This window comes from Vreelandella sp. F11 (genome assembly GCF_042466685.1).
Classification (GTDB): Bacteria; Pseudomonadota; Gammaproteobacteria; order Pseudomonadales; family Halomonadaceae; genus Vreelandella.
Genome location: NZ_CP170448.1, coordinates 1,617,531 through 1,637,825 on the forward strand (window position 1 = coordinate 1,617,531; position 20,295 = coordinate 1,637,825).

The 20,295-nt window shown below is 47.1% G+C and carries 11 protein-coding genes; 10 read left to right on the top strand and 1 reads right to left on the bottom strand.

Annotated elements, in window-relative coordinates:
• Positions 1 to 69: 69 nt before the first annotated feature.
• From ACFIOZ_RS07315 to ACFIOZ_RS07360, 10 genes are all read left to right on the top strand, one after another.
• Positions 70 to 1,452, top strand: a complete 1,383-nt coding sequence (locus ACFIOZ_RS07315; protein ID WP_386083026.1) for a class I SAM-dependent methyltransferase — start codon at positions 70 to 72, stop codon at positions 1,450 to 1,452.
• Between the two features lie 5 nt (positions 1,453 to 1,457).
• The gene (locus tag ACFIOZ_RS07320) at positions 1,458 to 5,147 is read left to right on the top strand and encodes a glycosyltransferase (RefSeq protein WP_386083027.1); all 3,690 of its coding nucleotides are present in this window, start codon (positions 1,458 to 1,460) and stop codon (positions 5,145 to 5,147) included.
• Positions 5,148 to 5,393: 246 nt separating this feature from the next.
• Complete coding sequence (locus ACFIOZ_RS07325) at positions 5,394 to 6,983, top strand: sulfotransferase domain-containing protein (RefSeq protein ID WP_386083028.1); 1,590 nt, start codon at positions 5,394 to 5,396, stop codon at positions 6,981 to 6,983.
• Positions 6,984 to 7,191: 208 nt separating this feature from the next.
• Positions 7,192 to 8,358, top strand: coding sequence for a nucleotide sugar dehydrogenase (locus ACFIOZ_RS07330; RefSeq protein WP_386083029.1), 1,167 nt, complete (start codon positions 7,192 to 7,194; stop codon positions 8,356 to 8,358).
• 69 nt (positions 8,359 to 8,427) lie between these two features.
• Positions 8,428 to 11,436: a glycosyltransferase gene (locus ACFIOZ_RS07335; protein ID WP_386083030.1), complete on the top strand. Its 3,009-nt coding sequence runs from the start codon at positions 8,428 to 8,430 to the stop codon at positions 11,434 to 11,436.
• Positions 11,437 to 11,460: 24 nt separating this feature from the next.
• Positions 11,461 to 13,770, top strand: a complete 2,310-nt coding sequence (locus ACFIOZ_RS07340) for a glycosyltransferase family 2 protein (RefSeq protein WP_386083031.1) — start codon at positions 11,461 to 11,463, stop codon at positions 13,768 to 13,770.
• 134 nt (positions 13,771 to 13,904) lie between these two features.
• On the top strand, positions 13,905 to 16,181 hold the full coding sequence (locus tag ACFIOZ_RS07345; protein WP_386083033.1) for a glycosyltransferase family 2 protein: 2,277 nt from the start codon (positions 13,905 to 13,907) through the stop codon (positions 16,179 to 16,181).
• A 183-nt stretch (positions 16,182 to 16,364) separates the two neighbouring features.
• Positions 16,365 to 17,423, top strand: a complete 1,059-nt coding sequence (locus ACFIOZ_RS07350) for a glycosyltransferase family 1 protein (protein WP_386083034.1) — start codon at positions 16,365 to 16,367, stop codon at positions 17,421 to 17,423.
• Positions 17,424 to 17,487: 64 nt separating this feature from the next.
• Positions 17,488 to 18,255, top strand: coding sequence for a 3'(2'),5'-bisphosphate nucleotidase CysQ (gene cysQ, locus ACFIOZ_RS07355; RefSeq protein ID WP_386084011.1), 768 nt, complete (start codon positions 17,488 to 17,490; stop codon positions 18,253 to 18,255).
• 216 nt (positions 18,256 to 18,471) lie between these two features.
• A complete protein-coding gene (locus tag ACFIOZ_RS07360; RefSeq protein ID WP_386083035.1) occupies positions 18,472 to 19,638 on the top strand; it encodes a nucleotide sugar dehydrogenase in 1,167 nt (388 codons plus the stop codon).
• A gap of 72 nt (positions 19,639 to 19,710) precedes the next feature.
• On the opposite strand, the gene ACFIOZ_RS07365 is transcribed toward ACFIOZ_RS07360, so the two are convergent.
• Entirely contained in the window at positions 19,711 to 20,295 is a 585-nt protein-coding gene (locus tag ACFIOZ_RS07365) for an RES family NAD+ phosphorylase (protein WP_386083036.1), read from the bottom strand.

Here is a 20,295-nt window from a genome sequence, read left to right on the forward strand (position 1 = left end):
GCACATGCAGTTACCTAGCCTTTGATCAAAAAATCTAATAAGACTAACCCATTAAAGATGAAGAGTACCATGCTATTACCATTGATGCCCCAAGACATACCTGAGAGTGAAAAATTACAGTTAGCGAAAACACTATGGGTAGAAGGCGATTGGGAGGCACTAATCGCACTTACAAATGATATTGACGATGAAGTCGATAACACCCAGCTTAGAACATACCTAGCAGCTGCCTATGCTCAACTTGGCGACTGCGCAAATGCCATAGCAACTTGGAAACTGATTGAGCAGGGTGAGGATAAAGCCCAAAATGAACGGTTATGGCGCTATCGGGTATTACTTTCAGGTGTTCATAATAGCCTAGCTCGAGCTAGAGCCGTGAATGGAGAGTTACAAAAGGGCCAAGAGCATTGGTATAATTCGCTAGGCCTAATTATTTATGGTCCTCAGCAGCGTTTAGCGACACAGGTGCGCGCCAAACAGCAACTCAAGCAACTAGGTTTACCTCAAAGCTGGGCGGTGAAGTCGTTTGAAAAGAGCGATGTACAGCATAACGTGCCCTACGGACTTTTAGCTGAGCTTCATGAGCAGTGTCCAAACGATCCAGCTATCTTAATCGGCTTGGCAGAAAGTGTGCAGCGCCAAGGTTTGTTTGATGAAGCCATCCGGCACTGGCAAACTCTTGCCTCCATTCTTCAAGAAAACATGCCTCAAACCTATTACGATAGATTAGATGAGGCTTATCAAAATCAAAAAAGCTTTCCACAAGGTACGGATGAAGAAGAACGCTTAATAGGCGATGGCGATAAACATGAGTTCCTTAAAAAACTGCATCAAAAATTCAAGCCCAATTTGTATCTAGAAATCGGTGTGCAAACAGGAAAAAGCTTGTTACTAGCGGAATGTGAAGCAATTGGTGTAGACCCTATGCCTAGGCCCAACATTAAGCTGCAAAAAAACCATACGATACTACGCATGACTAGCGATGAGTTCTTTAAAAATCATGCTCATCAATACTTAATGCATTCACCAGATTTGGCATTTATCGATGGCATGCATTTGTTTGAGTACGCGCTGAGGGATTTTATTAATTTAGAACGTTTTTCAAGTTCAAATACAGTAGTTGTAATTGATGACATTTTTCCTGGTCATCCAGCACAGGCGGAGCGTGAGCGACGCACCCGGGCTTGGACAGGTGATATTTGGAAACTCATTGAAATATTCGAAAAGTATAGGCCTGATCTAAATATTGCTAAAATTAATATATATCCTACTGGTTTGTTAGTGATATCAAACCTAGATTCAAGTAATAAAGAGTTAGAATATAATTACACGGACTTAGTTAAATTGTGGGCTGAGAAAGAGTTAGATCCTAAGTGGGTGATGCGCTCTAATACTATAGTTGCTGAAGAATTTTTAAATGGACATTGTGTTTTTAATCATAGGGGTTGGTGAGCTAAATGAGTCTAAGTGAAAATCTGCATACTAGAGATCAGCAGTTGGTTGCTACAGCTAATAGACTGTTGCGTGAAAAAAAGTATGACGAAGCAGTTGTTTTATATCGGCAAGCTATAAAGCAGTATCCAGCTTTGGAAAGTTATTTAAATTTTAATATTGTAATGGCGCAGAATAAAAAAAGAAGTGTTGGAAGCTATGATTTTAAAGAACATAGTGAAAACAATGTCAATAAATCAACATTGAAATGCAAGTATAATGTTAAGGTAGAAAGAAAAAATGAAAGTGTTATTTCAGGTTGGGCTGTAAATGAAGGTAACAAAAAGGACGTATTTGATATTAAGGTTGAGGTCAATGGTTTTAATTACTGCATAGTTAAAAATGATATAAAACGCCAAGATTTAAAAAAACATAACAAAAGTGAAGGTTTAGGCGGGTTTTCAATAAAATTTCCCAGAGGAATTTTCGATAAAGATTCTAATCATGTAGTTTTGACATTGCCTTCTGAAAGAAAAATTGAGTGTATTATTAATGGAAGTGAAAAAAAGGTAATTAATTTCGGTGACTACAATAACGCTGCATCTCCTATAAGTATTGTTGTTCCTGTCTATAATGCTTTGGAAGATTTGAAAGTTTGTGTGGATAGACTTCGTTTGTATACAGATAAAAATGTCTGTGTCTATTTGATTAATGATGCTAGTCCAGATAAAAATATAAATATTTTTCTAGAGACTTTAAAGTTCGATAATCAGTTTGTTGTAGTTAATAATAATAAAAATATGGGGTTCACAAGGACTGTCAATAAAGGGCTTGAACTTTGCAAAAACGATGATGTAGTGATACTTAACTCTGATGCTAGGGTTACGCCCTTTTGGTTAGAAAGCATCCTTTTCGCCGCTAACACGGATAGTAATATAGCAACAGTCACTCCTATGTCTGATAGGGCTGGTGCTTTTTCTGCCCCTAATATTGGAAATGACAATAAGCTGCCATTAGGGGTCTCTGAAATTGAGTATTCCAAAGCTTTTAGACGCCGATCTATTGGGCTATATCCAACAGTACCTACAGGGAATGGGTTCTGTATGTTCATTCGGCGTTCTTGTATCAATGATGTAGGAATTCTCGATGAAAAGGCTTTTCCAAGAGGTTATGGAGAAGAGAATGATTTTTGTATGCGAGCTAGAAATAAAGGGTGGCGTAATATTATAGATGATAGAACATATGTGTTTCATGATAGATCTAAAAGCTTTGGTGAATCAAAAAATGATTTGATGATAGCTGGAAGAAAAATAATTGATAAGCGTTATCCAGATTATAAAAAAGCGATATCCGTATTCACACAGGATCTAAAAATTAAGCTTGCACGTTTTCAAGCCAAGAAAGCAATTTATGATTGTCAGCACGAGGTAGTAAAAGATAGGTGCCTATTTGTAGTTTCAACTAAAACTGGAGGTACTCCTCAGACAAATAGAGATTTAATGCTGGCTTTAAGTGATTCAATAGAGCCATGGTTATTACATTGTGATAGTAAAATTTTAACGCTTTATAAAGCTGGTAAAGTTGATGACGAGGTTGTTTTGCGTCATGAGCTGTCAGAACCTGTTGACCCTCTAACGCATACTTCTCATGAGTATGATAGAGTGGTTTACAATTGGCTATTTGAATTCGGATTTTCAATAGTGCATATCAGACATCTAGTATGGCATTCATTGGGTTTGACCAAAATAGCTAAGTTAGCAGGAGCTAAGGTAGTAAAGTCTTTTCATGACTACTATGCGCTGTGTCCAACAGTAAAGCTGTTAGATAACGATTTGTTTTTCTGTGAGGGCGATTGCTCTAAGTCTCAAGCAAAGCAAGATTGTACTTTCCCTTTGTGGGAAAGCGATGCCCTTCCTCCCTTAAAAGGTGCGTGGATACACAACTGGCGTGAAAATTTTTCGAAAGCATTACAATATGTAGATGCATTTGTTACAACATCCGAACATGCTAAAAATATATTTTTAGATAACTTTAAATGTATTGATTCTGATAGATTCAAGGTTATCAAACATGGAAGAGATTTTGAAAAGTTTATTAACCCTAAGCAAGAAATTATAGCTAAAAATAGATACAAAATTCTAATTCCAGGTAATATAGATGAAGCTAAAGGGCTTAACGTTATTCTGTCTCTTTTAGAGAGAGATAAAGATGAGCTTTTGGAATTCCATATTTTAGGCAATGCGCGCCAAACTTTATTGCAAAATGCAAGCGAACGACTAGTGTTTCACGGAAAGTATGAGAGAGATCAATTTGCAGAGCATGTTGCTAAGATAAAACCTGATGTAGGCGCAGTTTTTTCGATTTGGGACGAAACATGGTGTCATACATTAACTGAGTTGTTTTCAGTGGGCCTACCTGTTTTTGTCTTAGGTTATCCAACCGTTGGTGACAGAGTAAAGGAGTACAACGCTGGGTGGGTTTTAAAAAATAAGCAAATTGAATTAGTGTATGAAGAAATTATAATTTCTTTAAATACAGATTTGAATAGCAAGCTGTCAGGTGTCAAAGACTGGCAAGAAAAAGAGGGAAAGTTTAGAGATATAAGATGGATGGCAGCTCAGTATCACGCTCTTTATCAGACATTGTCTAATGGCATAAATTTAAGCCAGACTATTTTGACTGATCGGATAGTTGGTGTGGTTTGTCCAAGTGATAGAAAACAGGTGCGCGGTAATGGTTCGACTTATGTGAGAGTATGGGAGAGAACGGTAAATGAGTTGGGTAATGATTTAACATATTGCCGGATGTCTTCTGACCAGCTAATAGCAGGCTTGGAAGTCGGAGAGATTAAGAATCTAATTATACAAAGAAATGCTTTAACGCCTGCAGGCGTAGATGCCTTAATTAATTCTTCGAAGAATGGTAATGTAAAATATTTATTGGACTTGGATGATGATCTTTTAAATGTACCAGAAAGTATCGACTCGAAATCAATTTATAAAAATTACAGGCCCTATCTTGAAAAGCTAATAGTTAATGCAAATGCTGTAACTGTTTCTACAAACGAGTTAAAAGATTCTCTAAGTAAGTATTCAGATAAAATTTATACGTTAGAAAATAAAATAAGTGAACGCTTATGGAGAGGAGGAGAAATCGTATATACAAAAAATAATGTTGTAGTATATGTCGGTACACGCACACATAAAGAGGATTATAATTTTATTTTGCCCTATATTGAAGAGGTTGCAAAATCAATTCCTGATTTCACTTTTCGTGTTATAGGAGTGTTAGACAGTAAAGATACTGTACCTAGCTGGGTTCAGAAGGTAGATGTGCCTGTGGATAAAGTTGATTATCCTGATTTTGTTGATTGGATTAAGACCCAAGTACCAGACGCTGTGGCTGGAATTGCTCCACTTATTGAAAATGAATTTAATAATCATAAATCTTATTTGAAAGTCTTAGAGTATGCCTCCTTAGGTTTGCCTGTTGTTGCTTCTGACACTATACCTTATAGAAAACTTAAAGCGCATATGAAAGGCTTGGTATATGCTAATAATGCTGTAAAAAGTGATTGGGTTAATGCGCTTGTTTCGTACATTGAAAATAAGCCTTATTCTATAGAGTGTGGTGAGCTTAATAAGCAGACAGTTTTTGAATATTTTTCTTTAGTAAGTGAAGAAAAATCCTTTGCTGAGCTGCTAAATGCAAGCTAGGTTATTTTTGAATACTTCGTTTATTTTAAGATTTCTCATTATTACGTTTGATTGCTAATTGCTAATTGCTAATTGCTAATTGCTAATTGCTAATTGCTAATTGCTAATTGCTTTCGCAATTTTTTGTTGATTTGGATTGCAATACATATCCAAAGCTCATAAGCCTAGAGTGCTTTAAAAGCCTATCGAAAGTTTTTGTTCCGAACATAGAATAATTTTTATATTTAATAAATTGAAGGTGTCTGCATGAAAGAGAATAAGCCAAACTTTTTAATCGTAGGAACTCAGAAGGGGGGAGCAACATGGCTTTATGATTGTCTTAAAAAACACAAGCAAGTTTTTCTACCTGAAAAAATTGAATTGCTTTTTTTTAATAAAAAAAATTGGCATGATGAAAATGAAGTCTCTAATTATATTTCTAATTTTAAAGAGGCAGATGATCGTCATGTTGTCATTGGTGAACAAACGCCATCATATTTTTGGTCTGTAGATCCTTCTTCTCGATTTTGTAAGCCTGGCGTAAATCATAATGAATTTATAGCTAAGTCAGCAGCTGAGTTTTGTGGTAAAGAACTTAAAGTTATTTATTCTCTTCGGCACCCTGTTTGGCGAGCGGTATCTGCTTTTTTTCACCATGCCAAGCGCAATAGAATTGCATCCAATGCCTCTATCGGCGAATATTATGAACGCTTTGGTATAGTGGATTTGGGTTTTTATTCTAGGCACATTAATTCATGGGTTTCTGAACTTTCTCCAGATAACTGCCTTGGTTTAATAATGGAACGCGATATAATTAATGATCCTTTAGCAGGTATAAAAAAGGCGGAAAGTTTTTTAGGTGTATACCAAGATGAAAGCATTGTTAATGTTGTAGCTTCTAATAAAGATAGCAGTAGGAAATATGATAATCATAAAATATCTTTGAATATAGATCAGTCTCCTTACGTTACTGCAAATGAGCTTTGCGAGTTATTAGAATTTTATAGGGAAGATATGGATGAGGTGAGAGAGCTTATGAAAGACTCTCTTCCTGAGTGGCAGTCTATTGATAACTCAATTCAAAAGTTTTATTTGGAATCAAAAAAGAAGTCTAGTTATTCACTTAAAAATATAGGGTTAGTAGACAATAATGCAAAAATGAAGGAAGAAGGAATTCTTTTTTCTGATGGTGCATTTAAGAGGGCAGGAAAAGATTGTTCTTTCTTTCCACCGTCTAAAGTAGGTGATTCTACCTTAGTGCGGGATGTAAAGTTGGGCGAGTTTTCGTACTTAGTTGATGGGTATTTTTATTCAGTTGATATAGGTAGATATTGTTCTATTGCTCGAAATGTAAATATAGGTCAAGGTAATCATGTAACCAGTTGGGTTTCAACACATCCATTTCAATATGGGGAAGATATTTTTGGTTATTGGAATGACGATTCTGTTGCAGAATCTTTTTCTAAACTTAAGGTTAATCGTCAGAAGGCTTTAGAAGATATTAGAACTACTCGTACTGCTATAGGGCATGATGTATGGATAGGAAATGGTGTTTTTATATCTAAAGGTGTCAAGATTGGTACAGGTGCAGTGATTGGAGCAGGCTCTGTTGTTACTAAGGATGTTCCTCCTTACGCAATAGCGGCAGGAGTTCCTGCCAAAGTTATAAGGTATCGTTTTTCCGAAAAATTAATAGAAAGACTTCTGGCTTCAAAGTGGTGGATGTATGCACCTTGGCAGATAGACAATCTAGATTTTACTAGTCCAGATAAGTTTTTAGAGGAATTTAATAAACTGACTGCTTCTCATGCTATATTACCCTATATCACTCCTACGATTAGAAAAACTAAGAAATAGTAAATTATGTCACATAAGTATATTAATTTTTGTTGCATGGAACGGTTGAATGTCTCGTATTTTCAATCTAATACGTTGTTTTAGTGTGATTGTTAGTGTTCATGGTTTTGTTTATTTTGAAGTTTTAGTAGTAAATTTTTTTTGAAATCTTTTTCTTAAAATTATTACTTTGCTTTGACTTTTCTTTTATTCCTTTGGAGAATGTTTGGTGAAAATTGCAGTAGCTGGTACTGGCTATGTGGGTCTTTCAAATGCCATGCTTTTGGCTCAACACCATGAAGTTGTTGCAGTAGATATCGTACCTGAAAAGGTCGAGATGCTGAATAAACGTGTATCACCTATCGAAGATGCTGAAATTTCAGCGTTTTTAGCCCGTGAAGATTTGCATTTCACTGCAACGTTGGATGCAGAGCAAGCTTATAAGGACGCAGAGTTTGTTATTATTGCTACCCCGACTGATTACGACCCAAAAACGAATTATTTCAACACTAATAGTGTAGAAGCGGTTATTGATCAGGTAACGCGCATTAACCCTGATGCAGCGATGGTGATCAAGTCTACTGTGCCAGTAGGTTACACTGCGGATACTGCCAAGCGTTTGAATACGCAAAATCTACTTTTCTCGCCAGAGTTTTTGCGTGAAGGAAAAGCTCTTCACGATAACCTATACCCCTCACGAATTATCGTTGGCGAACGCTCTGTACGTGGTGAAACTTTTGCCGAGCTGTTGAAGCAGGGCGCGATTAAGCAGGACGTCGAGGTGCTGCTTACCAATAGCACTGAGGCGGAAGCAATTAAGCTTTTTGCCAATACTTACCTGGCGATGCGAGTGTCTTATTTTAATGAACTCGACACTTATGCTGAAACCCATAACCTTGATGCAAAACAGATTATTGAAGGTATTGGGCTAGACCCGCGCATCGGTAAGCACTACAACAACCCGAGCTTTGGTTATGGTGGCTATTGCCTGCCGAAAGACACCAAGCAACTGCTGGCCAACTACGAAGATGTGCCCAACAACATGATTCAGGCCATTGTTGAGGCTAACCGTACCCGCAAAGATTTTATTGCCGAATCCGTGTTGCGCCGAAAGCCCGAAGTGGTGGGTATTTACCGGCTGATTATGAAAACCGGTTCCGATAACTTCCGTGCTAGTGCCATGCAAGGTGTGATGAAACGCATTAAAGCAAAGGGCGTCGAAGTGGTGGTTTACGAGCCAGCTCTTGATGAAGAAAAATTCTTCGGTTCAACCGTCATGCGTGACTTGGTTACTTTCAAGGATAAGTGCGATGTGATTTTGACTAATCGCATGGTAGATGAGCTGAAAGACGTCACTGATAAGGTCTATACCCGAGACCTATTTGGTAGCGATTAATTGTCCTAGCGAGTAAATGTCAGCGCTGCATTTTTTGCTTAATTCGTTTTTTACTTGGGTTGTATAGCCGTGCTCTCATATTTGGCTAAATATTGGCGCCTTATCTCTTCCTCTCATGCCACTGAAACGCCGCCATCGGCTGAAGACGCCACGCAAGCCGAGTTTGATGCGGATTGGTATTTAGCCGCTTACCCGGATGTGGCTCAAGCAGGCATTGACCCATGGGAGCACTACCTACGTCATGGTGTAAAAGAGGGGCGCTTACCCAGGCGTAATCGCGCACTTGCCTGGGATCATGCGCTTTGGCGGGGCGCCCACGCTGTAATGTTGCCAAGGTTGCAGGCGTTACTTGTAGATGCCTCTGCCAGCCGCGATGAACAACTGGCATCACGATGGTCATTAGCGCGTTGGTTTGCGTGGCAACGGGAGTGGAGTGATGTCATTAATTGGCTACTGCCAAACAATGACCTTCACGCTGTCGTCTCTGTGGATCACCCTGGTATGGCGTTGCTAGCCATTGAAGCTCACTGCCGGTTGCAGTTGGAAGGTAAACCGCATCCTTCAACTGCTAGCGTATTACCAGCACTGCTTGAAGCGCTTAAACAGCGCTTTCCTGAGCATGCGGATACCTACCTAGCAGGCGCAAATGCGCTGCTGGTAGAGCAGGGTAGCGATGTTGATCGACTTAAGGTGCTCAATCAGCTTTTTTCCACCTATGGGCTAAGCGCGATTACCCAGCGCGACACCGCAGCGCCATTGTCGCTGGATAACCTCTCTATTCACCCCTCACCCCTCGCCCCTCACCCCTCACCGCTAATCACAGTCATCGTCCCGCTTTATAACGCGGCGCATACCATTGGCACTGCACTAGGCAGTCTGTTTGATCAGCAGGGCGTGCGTTTAGAGATTGTGGTGGTGGATGATGCTAGTGAAGATGGCAGCATAGATGAGGTTGCCAAGTGGCAGCGCATGGCTCCAACGCATGTATCGCTGACGCTGATTCGCCATGCGATTAACTTGGGGGCCTATGCCGCACGGAATACCGGTTTAGCCACAGCGAATGGCGATTTTGTTACAACCCATGACAGCGATGACTGGTCCCACCCTCAGAAGTTGGTAACCCAATGGCGTTTACTGGTTGCGAATCCAGAAGCAAAGGCGTGCCTCTCTCACTGGGTGCGTGCGACGCCAGAGCTACTGTTTCACCGCTGGCGGTTAGATGAGTATGGTTGGATATCTCCTAATATCTCTTCGCTGCTGCTGCGCCGTGAAGTTATCGATACGTTAGGTTTTTGGGATGTAGTAAGTGCCAATGCAGATGCCGAGTACCGCGAGCGTGTGGAAGCGGCCTTTAGTGCAGAAAGCGTCGTAATCGCGTTGCCGGGAGTTCCGCTTGCGTTTGGCCGTGCTGATGAGGGGTCACTTACGCAACACTCCCGCTCTCACCTGGTAACCAAGTTCACCGGTTTACGTTACCGCTACATGGCCGCGGCGCGGCGTTGGCACGCCCAGGCTGAAAACCCGCAGCAGCTCTATATACCGCAACACCCGGCGCATCGCCCGTTTGTCGCGCCACCGGCCATGTTGCGACCAACCGATACTCTGCAGGCGAGCTTTGCGGAGATTGATGTTGTCAGCGAATCCGCGCTGTTTGATGCGGGCTGGTACTTAGAGCGCTATATCGATCTTCAGCAGGCGAGCATCGAGCCGTTAGAACACTTCTACACAACTGGCACCCTGGAGCAGCGTGATCCAGGTCCGCACTTTACCGTTTCCGGCTACTGTCGCCGTTATCCAGAGGTGAAGGTGTCTGGCCAGCACCCGTTAGTGCACTACATGGTAGAGGGGCATGCTAAGGGGTTGGAGCCACTGCCCATCTGGCAAGGGGTGCGTGAATTTAGCCAACGCCCAACGGTCATGCTCTGCGCCCACCAGGCGGGTGCGGCGCTATACGGCGCTGAGCGAAGCCTGCTGGACATGCTTGATGCGATAGGCGAATTGCGTTGGAATGTGGTAGTTACGCTACCCGAAGCCAATAACGCCGAGTATGAGCAGACGCTATTAACCCGCTGCAAGGCGTTAGCGGTGCTGCCCTACGGCTGGTGGCAGGTGGGTAGGGAGCCAGTGAACGTTACCGTGGGCTATTTTCGCGACCTGATAAAGCGCTTTGCGATTAAGGCGGTGCATGGCAATACCGTGGTACTTGTTGAGCCTTATGTGGCCGCAAGGTGCGAAGGTGTGCCCACATTAACCCACGTTCGCGAGTTGCCCGCCCATGATGAAGCGCTCTGTTTAACGCTGGGTGCAACGCCAGCCCAGGTGGTTGACCACGTTCATCACTGTGCGGATGTCATTATTGCTAACTCTTTTTGTGTCGCCCAAGCGTTTGCCCGTGAAGCCGTTAGCGAATCGCACTCTCCCCAGCTCTGTGTGGTGCCCAATACCATTGAGATGGCGCCGCTGTTAGCGCTGCCTGAAGTGAGGTTTGATACTCAGCAAGAGACTTGTGTGCGGGTAGGCATGCTGAGTAGCAATATTGCCAAGAAGGGGCTGGCTGACGTTGAGGTAATGGCGGGGCATTTGCAAACGCTCGCCCCCTCCGTTGAGGTGGTGCTTTATGGTGCCCATACGTCAGCCATTGAGGCGTTGTTAAGACGGCAGGCCCTGGATCGCGCACCGGCCAATATTACTTTCGCTGGCTACGTTCAACGCCCTGAAGAGGCCTTGGCAGCCCTGGATATTGTAGTGAACCTATCGCACTTTCAAGAGTCTTTCGGACGTACCGTACTAGAGGCAATGGCCGCCGCACGTCCAGTTGTTGCTTATGAGTGGGGCGCGCTGGGGGAGCTTGTAGTTGAGGGCGAAACCGGTTTTTTGGTGCCGTTTGGTGATGCTTTGGCTGCCGCCCGCCAAGTAGCTAACTTGGCCAGTGCTCCGGAACAGTGCCGATGTTTTGGGCAGGCTGGCAGGCTGCGTGCAGAAACCAATTTTAATGCTACCCAACTGCGCAATGCCTTGGCGAATGCTTACAAGCTGACGCAGGAGTCTGAGTTTGTTCATGTTATTGAGAACGGTTAATAAGAACTGTTAGGGGTTTTTTATTTGAAGCTTGCAATTGCTGCTATCGTCAAAAATGAATTGGATAGTTTGAGTGAGTGGATGGCGTTTCACCTCGCGGTGGGGGCTAGCCACTTTTTAATTGCTGACAATGAAAGCGACGATGGTACTTACGAACGGCTTGAGTCGCTCTCTAAAACGGGCCTCGTTACGTTGATATCAGTGCCAAGTGGGGATGGCTCGCCGCAACTTCCTGCTTACCATAAACTACTCAAAAAGTGTCCTAAGAATATTGATTTAGTTGCGTTTATTGATGCCGATGAGTATCTGCTTCCTACTGCTGAACATGAGGTGGCAGGCCAGCAAAGCTCCTTTCCGTTACTCGATTGGCTAGCTAAGCAGTTTGCTTCAGCGGAGGTTGGCGCGCTAGCGCTGAACTGGGCGTGCTTTGGCTCCAACGGGGCGAAGTTTCGGGAGGCAGGGCTGGTGATCGAGCGTTTTACCCAGCGTGCTGAGCAGTCATTTCCTCCAAATCGCCACTTTAAGAGCGTGGTTCGGCCCGCTTATGTGAAGGCGTTTGAGAATCCGCATTATGCCCTCCTAAGCCGTGGCCACTATGTTAACGCCTTAGGCCAACCGCTTGAGACGAGATTAGATCCTCAGGGCAAACCTAAGTTCGGCCTGAGTGAGCAAATAGTGTGGGAAGGCGCTCGTATTAACCACTATCTGGTGAAATCGGTTGAGGAGTTCGTGTTAGGCAAATCGAAACGCGGCAGCGCGGCGAGACCTAACTACAATAAGAAGCGTGACTACTTCATGCGCTACGACCGTAACGACGTTGCTTGCCGTGGTGCCGTTGAAATGGTGCCTCAGCTTGAGCCACACATACAGTGGTTACAGCAAATCGTTGGCGGTGCCCCCGGGGCTGAACCGGCGGCCGCTCAAGCAAATGCAGCCAAAGCGAGGTCAGTCTCCTTCGATTTGAAACTCTGGCTTAAGCGCCGCTTGAAAGAGGGAATTTCTACTACCAACAGTGGTGATGAGTTGCCCGTTGAGCATTGGGCGCTTGATTACCCTTCTGAGCAGCGCGGTTCGCGTTTTTTGCCATCAGGCCGCGTTGTACAGGGTTGGGTATTGCTGCCCGAAGCGCTCAACGAGATGCAGTCCGATGTGTTCGTCGTTGCTGAGTGGCAGCCAGCGTTTGAGCTCTGCCACCCGTTGGAAATTGATCGCCCCGATGTGATTGAAAATGTGCTCAAGGTGCCTGCCAAACAGCACCCGTTACTTAACTGCGGTTTTCGCTTTACCATACCTCCGAGGCTAGGGCGCTTCCGCTTATGGCTGGCGCTGGGAGAGCAGCGCTGGCTGCTGCAAGACGTGAGCGTCGATACCCAGGATGCCGAGTCGTCTGAGCAATTAAAAGTGCTTGAGGGCAAGCAGGGCTGGCTGTTCCTGGATAACGACACCAACGGTAGCGTTGACCAGTTTATGGGCCGAATGCGCTTAACCAAGGCGGGAGTTGCGGGCTGGCAAACCTACTTAACTCAGACCGCTAAGGTGGCCGGTGAGCGGCCTTGGGCGCTGTTAGTGGCACCTTCAAAAGAGAGCGTGATGGGGGCCCGTTATCACCCGCTTAGAGAAGGTAACACTGGCCCCATGCATCAGGTGCTTGGCTTGGCAGCTTCCAACGATGTGGTATACCCGGTTCCAGAGCTAAAAGCGTTGGGTGACAGCGCTTTTATTCCCACCGATACCCACTGGACCCATAAAGGCGCTTTGGCAGCCACCATCGCGCTGGCTGAAAAGCTTGGGGTTGATCCAGAGGTGTGCCAAGCGATATTTCAAAAGGATCGCTACAAAGATAAAACCATGGGCGGTGACCTGGGGAATAAGCTAACCCCCAAGCAAACCTCAACCATTGAGGTGCTTATCTCCTTTAATCATGTGCGTTACAAAGTATTTGATAATGGCCTACCCAATTTTGGTCGACTGCTGGTGATGGAGTACCCCGATGCACTGGTCGCGGGAACCTGTTTAGTGTTCGGCTCCTCCTCTAGTTACTCGATGTTTAACTATCTGTGCAGAATCTTTAAGCGCTTTGTATTTGTTCACAGCGCTGGGAATATTGATCCTGACTTGGTCGCAGCGGTGGCGCCAGACTTCTTGGCGGCGCAAACCAATGCGCGGTTTGTGGTACAGGTGCCTAGCTCAGAGCAATCGCTATTAGAACTTATTCGTGATAAACGGGTGCGGTTAGACATTGAAGAGCAGGCGATGGTCGAGAAACGCCAAGTGCTTGCCAAGCCTGACGACGTACTGTTAGCGGAACTCAATTTGATCCCCTGGCTAGGTTAATGGGGGGTCTTCCTTGGCCGCTTTTAGAGATGCACTGCCGATCGCAAGTCGGCGGGCATGACGATTGGTGTGACATGGGCTACAGGCTGGTAAGATGCCTGCTCCATATCCGCCGGCTAAGACGCTTTTTCTGAATGAATGCTACTCAAACATCTGGTGATAGGGGGTGGTACCCTCATCATCGCAGCCCACAACGCTTTGTCCCCTTACAACAATTAGAGGCGGCTTCACGTCCCGGTGAATGGCTTTCACTGGGGACTGAGCCGCTTTTTTCGTTAGAGGGGCAACTGCCGCTACCGGGCTGGAATATGGTCGAAATTGCCTGCGAACGGGATGTGACCAGTGTGGTGTCTAGCCTGACATTTGAATCCTCGCGCCGCTCGGTAACGGTTGAGTTGCCACTGCGGGTGGGTAAGGTAACTAAGCGTTTGGTATATGTTCCCAGAGGCGTTAAGCGGGTGACTTTTGCCCCCATGAACGCCGTGGGTGCATTTTCGCTGGGGCATTTTCGTTTTGTTTGGCTAACACCTATGTTCGCTCATAACCGTTTACTGCAGCGGTTATCAAACATGCATGAGCACTATCGTGATCTCTCGCTGAATGAGATTTTGCAGAGCTTGAAGCAGCAGGCGCGTAAGCAAAGCCGAAAATGGCAGACCATCGCGCTTGAAGATTACGAAAGCACCTTTATCAGCCTCTCTACCCGGCGGCATTATCAGCACTGGATTCGCCAAATCGAGCGCAGGCGGGCGCCTAACGAGCCTATCGTGGCATTGCGTTCTCGTCTTCACTCTTTCGATTGCAGCATGCTGCTGGTTTGCCCAGCGGGGGATCCCATGGATGCTGCTCAAATACAGGCTCTGAAGCAGCGCTTGAACCTCAGTTTGGCAAGCTTGGCGGAGCAGTCGCTCACACCTCATCAGGCGTTGCTGTTACTGCCGCCCCAGGTGCTCAAGCAGTGGCATGAATGGTTGAGTGAGTGGCAGCGTGAAATGCCTTTCTTTAGCGTGATGGAGAGCGATGCCACTAGCGTGGCGGCACTGCGCGTTGAGGCGCTCTCCTACTGTGAGCATGCCTGGGTATGGTTTTTACGCCCCGGTGACCGTTTGGCCACCAATGCCTTGTTCCATATGGCGAGCATTGCCGTGGATAACCCCAAAGCGCAAATGTTGGTGGCCGACGAAGATAGCCTGGATGAGGAGGGCATTCGGCACTCGCCGCTGTTTAAGCCTGAGTGGAACGCCGATTTACTGCTCGCAATGCCCTACATGGGCCGCGCTGTTTGTTACCGGCACGGTTTTGTGCCGCGTCTCTCTGCAGAGATGTGCGGCGAGTTCGCCAATGACGCGGATTGGCTCGATTACGTACAAACCCTGAATGTGACTCGGCGGGAAGACTTTACCCCGGAGCAACTGGCGCATGTACCGCATATTGCTTACCACGGCGCACCGGGGTCTGAGTTAACACATGCAAGCTATGTGGCTACTGTTGCACAACATCTGCGCGAAAGCGGACTTAACGCTGAGGTGACACCTGGGCTACTGCCGGGTACCCAACGCGTTCGCTGGCCAATGCCAGACCCCCCGCCACTGGTGAGTTTGTTGGTGCCCACCCGCGATGGGGTGAATATTCTGCGCCCCTGCGTGGATGCCATTCTGGATCGTACCGATTACACCCACTTCGAGCTGCTGATTCTGGATAACCAGAGTAGCTGCCCCGAAACTCTGACGTATTTGAAAGACGTAGCGGCCCGCGATACCCGGGTAAAAGTGTTGCTGTGGGATGCGCCTTTCAACTACTCCTCAATTAATAACTTTGGCGCGGCCAATGCCAAGGGCAGCATTATCGGCTTGATCAATAATGATATCGAACCGATCGATGGGCAGTGGTTGAGTGAGATGGTAGAGCAGGTCTCCCGCCCTGAGATTGGCTGTGTGGGTGCCAAGCTCTATTACCCCAACGATACCGTTCAGCACGGTGGAGTGATTTTAGGGCTGGGCGGTTTAGCGGGGCATGCCCACCGCTTTTTCCAGCGTGATGAAGATGGCTATATGGGCCGGTTAAAAGTCACGCAGAACCTTTCTGCGGTGACGGCCGCCTGCCTGCTGTTACGCAAGGAAGTCTTCGATGCGGTCAACGGGTTGAACGAGGAAGATCTAGCGGTGGCCTATAACGATGTGGATCTCTGCATCAAGGTTCGTGAAGCCGGATACCGTAATCTGTGGACGCCTTATGCCGCGCTCTATCATCATGAATCTATCTCTCGTGGTGCCGATGATACCCCAGAAAAACGCGCCCGCTGGCTCAGCGAATACGCTTACATGCGTAAAACCTGGGGCGCGTTGCTGGACAGCGATCCGGCTTACAATCCCAATTTAACTCTGGTGCACGAAGATTATTCATTGCGTTAGGGTTAATAGTGAAGGGTAAGGAGTGAGGGGTAAGGGGGGCATAGCTCGTGGTAAGCGGAGCGCACCCGCGAATACAGCGCGAAGCGTTGCTGGGGTTAGCTTGTGCAGGCAGTGTAATCACCGATGTGGTTTGTAATGCCGGGTGTGTGCATCACTCGATTAATGGATTAAAAGGGGTGCATCATGAGTCGCCAAATTCACTGGGTCGTTCTTAGCGATGGCGCGTGGCCAACGGAGGATATCTATTTCTATGAATCCGCTGCGCCTATCCTGCGTCAACAGGGCGTGCTGACCGAGCGGTTTCCCGTCTCTCGCTCTTTCGGTGCTGCACGGCTGCATGGGCCTTCCTTCAAACGCCGCTATGCCGGGGTAAACTTGCTGCTATGCCGCTCGCTACCGTTAAGCTGGCTGCGCTGGCTAGAGCGAAACCGTAATGCCTTTGGCTATATCGTCTATTTGATTGATGATGATATAGCCGCTGCTGCCGACGATGCCACGTTACCCAGCGCTTATCGCAAACGTATGGCGGGGATCGCCAGCCTTCAGCCACGCTTGCTGGCCCTGGCCGATGAAGTGGTGGCGTGTAGTGACCAATTGGCTAGCTACTTTACCCCGCGCCACGCCAATGTGTCAGTCCTTACTCCCTCGCTACTGGCGCCGTTACCCAGCCAGACCCACTTTACCGCTAACCCATCTTCAGAAACACCTTGGCAGATAGGCTTTCACGGTACGCGGGCGCATCTTCAGGATTTACTGCATATCACACCTGCCTTGGAGGCACTCCAACAGCAACGCGACGATACCGAGCTTGAGATAATGCTGGGCCAGCATATGCCTAAGCGTTTGGCGGCGCTGCCTCGGGTGAAAGCCCCCGCGCCGCTACCCTGGCAGTCTTTTCAGCAGTACCAGCGTCAGTGCCGCCTACACATTGGTTTGGCGCCGCTATTAGCAACGCCGTTCAATCAGGGTAAGTCCTTTATCAAGTTTCTGGATATTGCCGCCATGGGCGGGGTAGGCATCTATTCCAATCGCTACCCTTATACGGAGGTAGTGCGTCATGGCGAAAATGGCCTGCTGGTGGATGATGATCTCACCGCTTGGCAGGCTGGCTTCAAGCAATTACTGGAAGACCCCGCCGCTACTGCACGCATGGCTAAGCAGGCTGCAATTGATGCCCAGCGTGTTGGTGATTCTTTAAATGCCTCGTGGTTCTGGCAGGCACGCAGTGAGCGCTTAGATTAATCCCTAGTAATGCGACAAGTTTCTGAATTTTTCCAGTAGCTCATTTAAGGACACGTCTGTGACTGTGATTAACCAAACACTGTTAGATGCCGTTGAGCGCATTGCACATGACGCTGGCGATGCCATTATGAGCGTTTACGCACGCGAGTTCAGTGTGGAAGAGAAGGACGATAAAAGCCCGCTGACCGAGGCGGATATTGCTGCCCACGATGTCATTGTGCGTGGTTTGAAAGCACTACCGGTTCAGTTCCCGATCCTTTCTGAAGAGGATATTGAGGGTTTTTCCGGTGCCGATGCTGATGGTCGCTACTGGTTAGTCGACCCGCTGGATGGCACCAAGGAGTTCATCAAGCGTAACGGCGAGTTCACCGTCAATATTGCCTTGATCGAAAACGGTAAGCCGGTGCTGGGCGTGGTGACCGCGCCTGCACTTGAGGTGGGTTACGTCGCAGCGAAAGGGCTGGGGGCGTTTAAGGTTGAAGCCGATGGAAGCCGCAAGGCTATTTCCGTGGCAGGCAAGCCTAAAGCGGGCGTTACCTGGCGGATAGTGGGAAGCCGTTCGCACCCTAGCCCTGATTTAGCCGCGTGGCTGGAACAGTTGGGTGAGCACACCATGCTGCCCATGGGGAGCTCGCTAAAGCTGTGCATCATTGCTGAAGGTTTTGCCGATGCTTACCCACGATTAGGGCCCACCTGCTTATGGGATACCGGCGCCGCCCATGCGGTAGTGCTGGAAGCGGGCGGTCGTGTAGAAACCCTGGAAGGCGCCCCGCTTAGCTACGCCAACCCCAGTGAAAAGCTCAACCCCTATTTTGTGGTGTGGGGGCATTAAGTTTGGGCGGCTCGTTGGTCGATTAGATTGCCCGTCCTGCGCGTTCTGATTAGCGGGTTGGTTCCCATGGGCTTTTGTGGCTGGCTGTGTCTTGCCCGTGTTTAAAGCCGGTTATAAACCCCGCTTTTGAAAATAGCTCTTGAAAGAGCTCTTGAGAATAGCTTCTAAAGAGAGCTTTTATAGAGAGCTTTAAAGACAGTCTAGGAATTGATTCGCATGAAAATTGCCGTTGCAGGAACAGGCTATGTAGGGCTTTCCAACGCGATGCTGCTGGCGCAGCACCACGAAGTGGTGGCGGTAGATATCGTGCCCGAAAAGGTCGAGCTGCTGAACAGCCGCCGCTCACCGATTGAAGATACGGAAATAGCGGCGTTCTTGAACCGTGATGATTTGAACTTTACCGCTACGCTGGATGCTGAAGAGGCCTACGCAGGCGCCCAGTTCGTGATTATTGCCACGCCCACTGATTACGATCCGCAAACCAACTATTTTGATACTACGAGCGTTGAGGCCGTTATCGAGCAGGTTATGCGCATCAACCCCGAGGCGGTAATGGTGGTTAAATCCACCGTGCCGGTGGGGTACACCAAGAGCGCTGCTGAACGCTTCAATACTCAGAATCTGATTTTCTCGCCCGAGTTCTTGCGCGAAGGCAAGGCGCTGTATGACAACCTTTACCCTTCGCGCATCATTGTCGGCGAGCGCTCCAGCCGCGGCGAGACGTTTGCTGAACTGCTAAGGCAGGGGGCGATGACGAAAGAGGTGGAAGTGCTGCTGACCAACAGTACCGAAGCCGAGGCGATCAAGCTGTTTGCCAATACCTATCTGGCCATGCGGGTCGCCTACTTCAATGAACTGGACAGCTACGCTGAAACCCACGGCTTGGATGCCAAGCAGATTATTCAGGGTGTTGGCCTTGATCCGCGTATTGGCAAGCACTACAACAACCCAAGCTTTGGGTATGGCGGCTACTGCCTGCCGAAGGATACTAAGCAACTGCTGGCCAACTATGCCGATGTGCCAAGCAACATAGTTCAGGCAATTGTGGATGCCAACCGCACCCGCAAGGATTTTATCGCCGAGTCGATACTGCGCCGCAACCCGACCATTGTGGGCGTGTATCGCCTCATCATGAAAACGGGTTCGGATAACTTCCGCGCCAGTGCCATGCAGGGCGTGATGAAGCGCATCAAGGCGAAAGGTGTGGAAGTGGTGGTGTACGAGCCGGTGCTGGAAGAGGATAAGTTTTTCGGTTCCACCGTCATGCGTGACTTGGCTGCATTCAAGGAGAAGTGTGATGTCATCCTGGCTAATCGCATGGTTGCTGAACTGAGCGATGTGGAAGACAAAGTGTATACCCGCGACCTGTTCGGCAGTGATTGATGCTAAGCAAGGTGATGGCCCTAGTCACTCAGCGTCATACAGGCAGGTACTCACAGTAATGTGGGCTTCCCATCAGATAACGGCCCATCTGAACTCGTCTTCCAGTATTTCCAGATACTGGTCGTCATCTAGCTTGCCGCACGCTCCTTCAACAATATCCGTTCCTACATCGAACAGCGCCAGGCAGGTTTCATCGATTTTGTGACGAGAACGGTACAATACACCGGCAAGCTTAAGCTTAACCGCATGGGAGGCCCAATTTGGCGAAAACTTGTAAGGCGGCGATAAAGACGCATCATAATCTCCCAGTATGGTGGCATCGAGCCTGTAGCGACCAAGATGGGCAACGGTGAAATCCAACACTGTGATTGGGTTTTGCAGTACCAACTTAAACATGCCGAGTTTTTGTAGCTCAGACAACGATGAAAACATTTCCGCTTCATTAAGGTGCGCCACATTTCGGCAAACTGACTCAGCCAAAGCGCCAATAGGTGTCTCAGCCATATAGCAAACGCCGGGAGTGCCACTGATGGGTGTCCAACGGTTTTGGGGGCTCTCTGAATAGAATTTGGCTGAACCGTATTTTGTACCGCTGACCCGATAAAAGCAGGTGTTCAGGTCAATGGTTTTTACGGGTAGCGATTCGAGTGTATCCAT

Bases quoted from the DNA above. Each gene is read 5' to 3' on its own strand.
- ACFIOZ_RS07350 (WP_386083034.1), top strand. From the start codon at position 16,365: ATGAGTCGCCAAATTCACTGGGTCGTTCTTAGCGATGGCGCGTGGCCA.
- ACFIOZ_RS07360 (WP_386083035.1), top strand. From the start codon at position 18,472: ATGAAAATTGCCGTTGCAGGAACAGGCTATGTAGGGCTTTCCAACGCG.
- ACFIOZ_RS07365 (WP_386083036.1), bottom strand. From the start codon at position 20,295: ATGGATACACTCGAATCGCTACCCGTAAAAACCATTGACCTGAACACC.
- ACFIOZ_RS07345 (WP_386083033.1), top strand. From the start codon at position 13,905: ATGAATGCTACTCAAACATCTGGTGATAGGGGGTGGTACCCTCATCAT.
- ACFIOZ_RS07325 (WP_386083028.1), top strand. From the start codon at position 5,394: ATGAAAGAGAATAAGCCAAACTTTTTAATCGTAGGAACTCAGAAGGGG.
- ACFIOZ_RS07315 (WP_386083026.1), top strand. From the start codon at position 70: ATGCTATTACCATTGATGCCCCAAGACATACCTGAGAGTGAAAAATTA.
- ACFIOZ_RS07320 (WP_386083027.1), top strand. From the start codon at position 1,458: ATGAGTCTAAGTGAAAATCTGCATACTAGAGATCAGCAGTTGGTTGCT.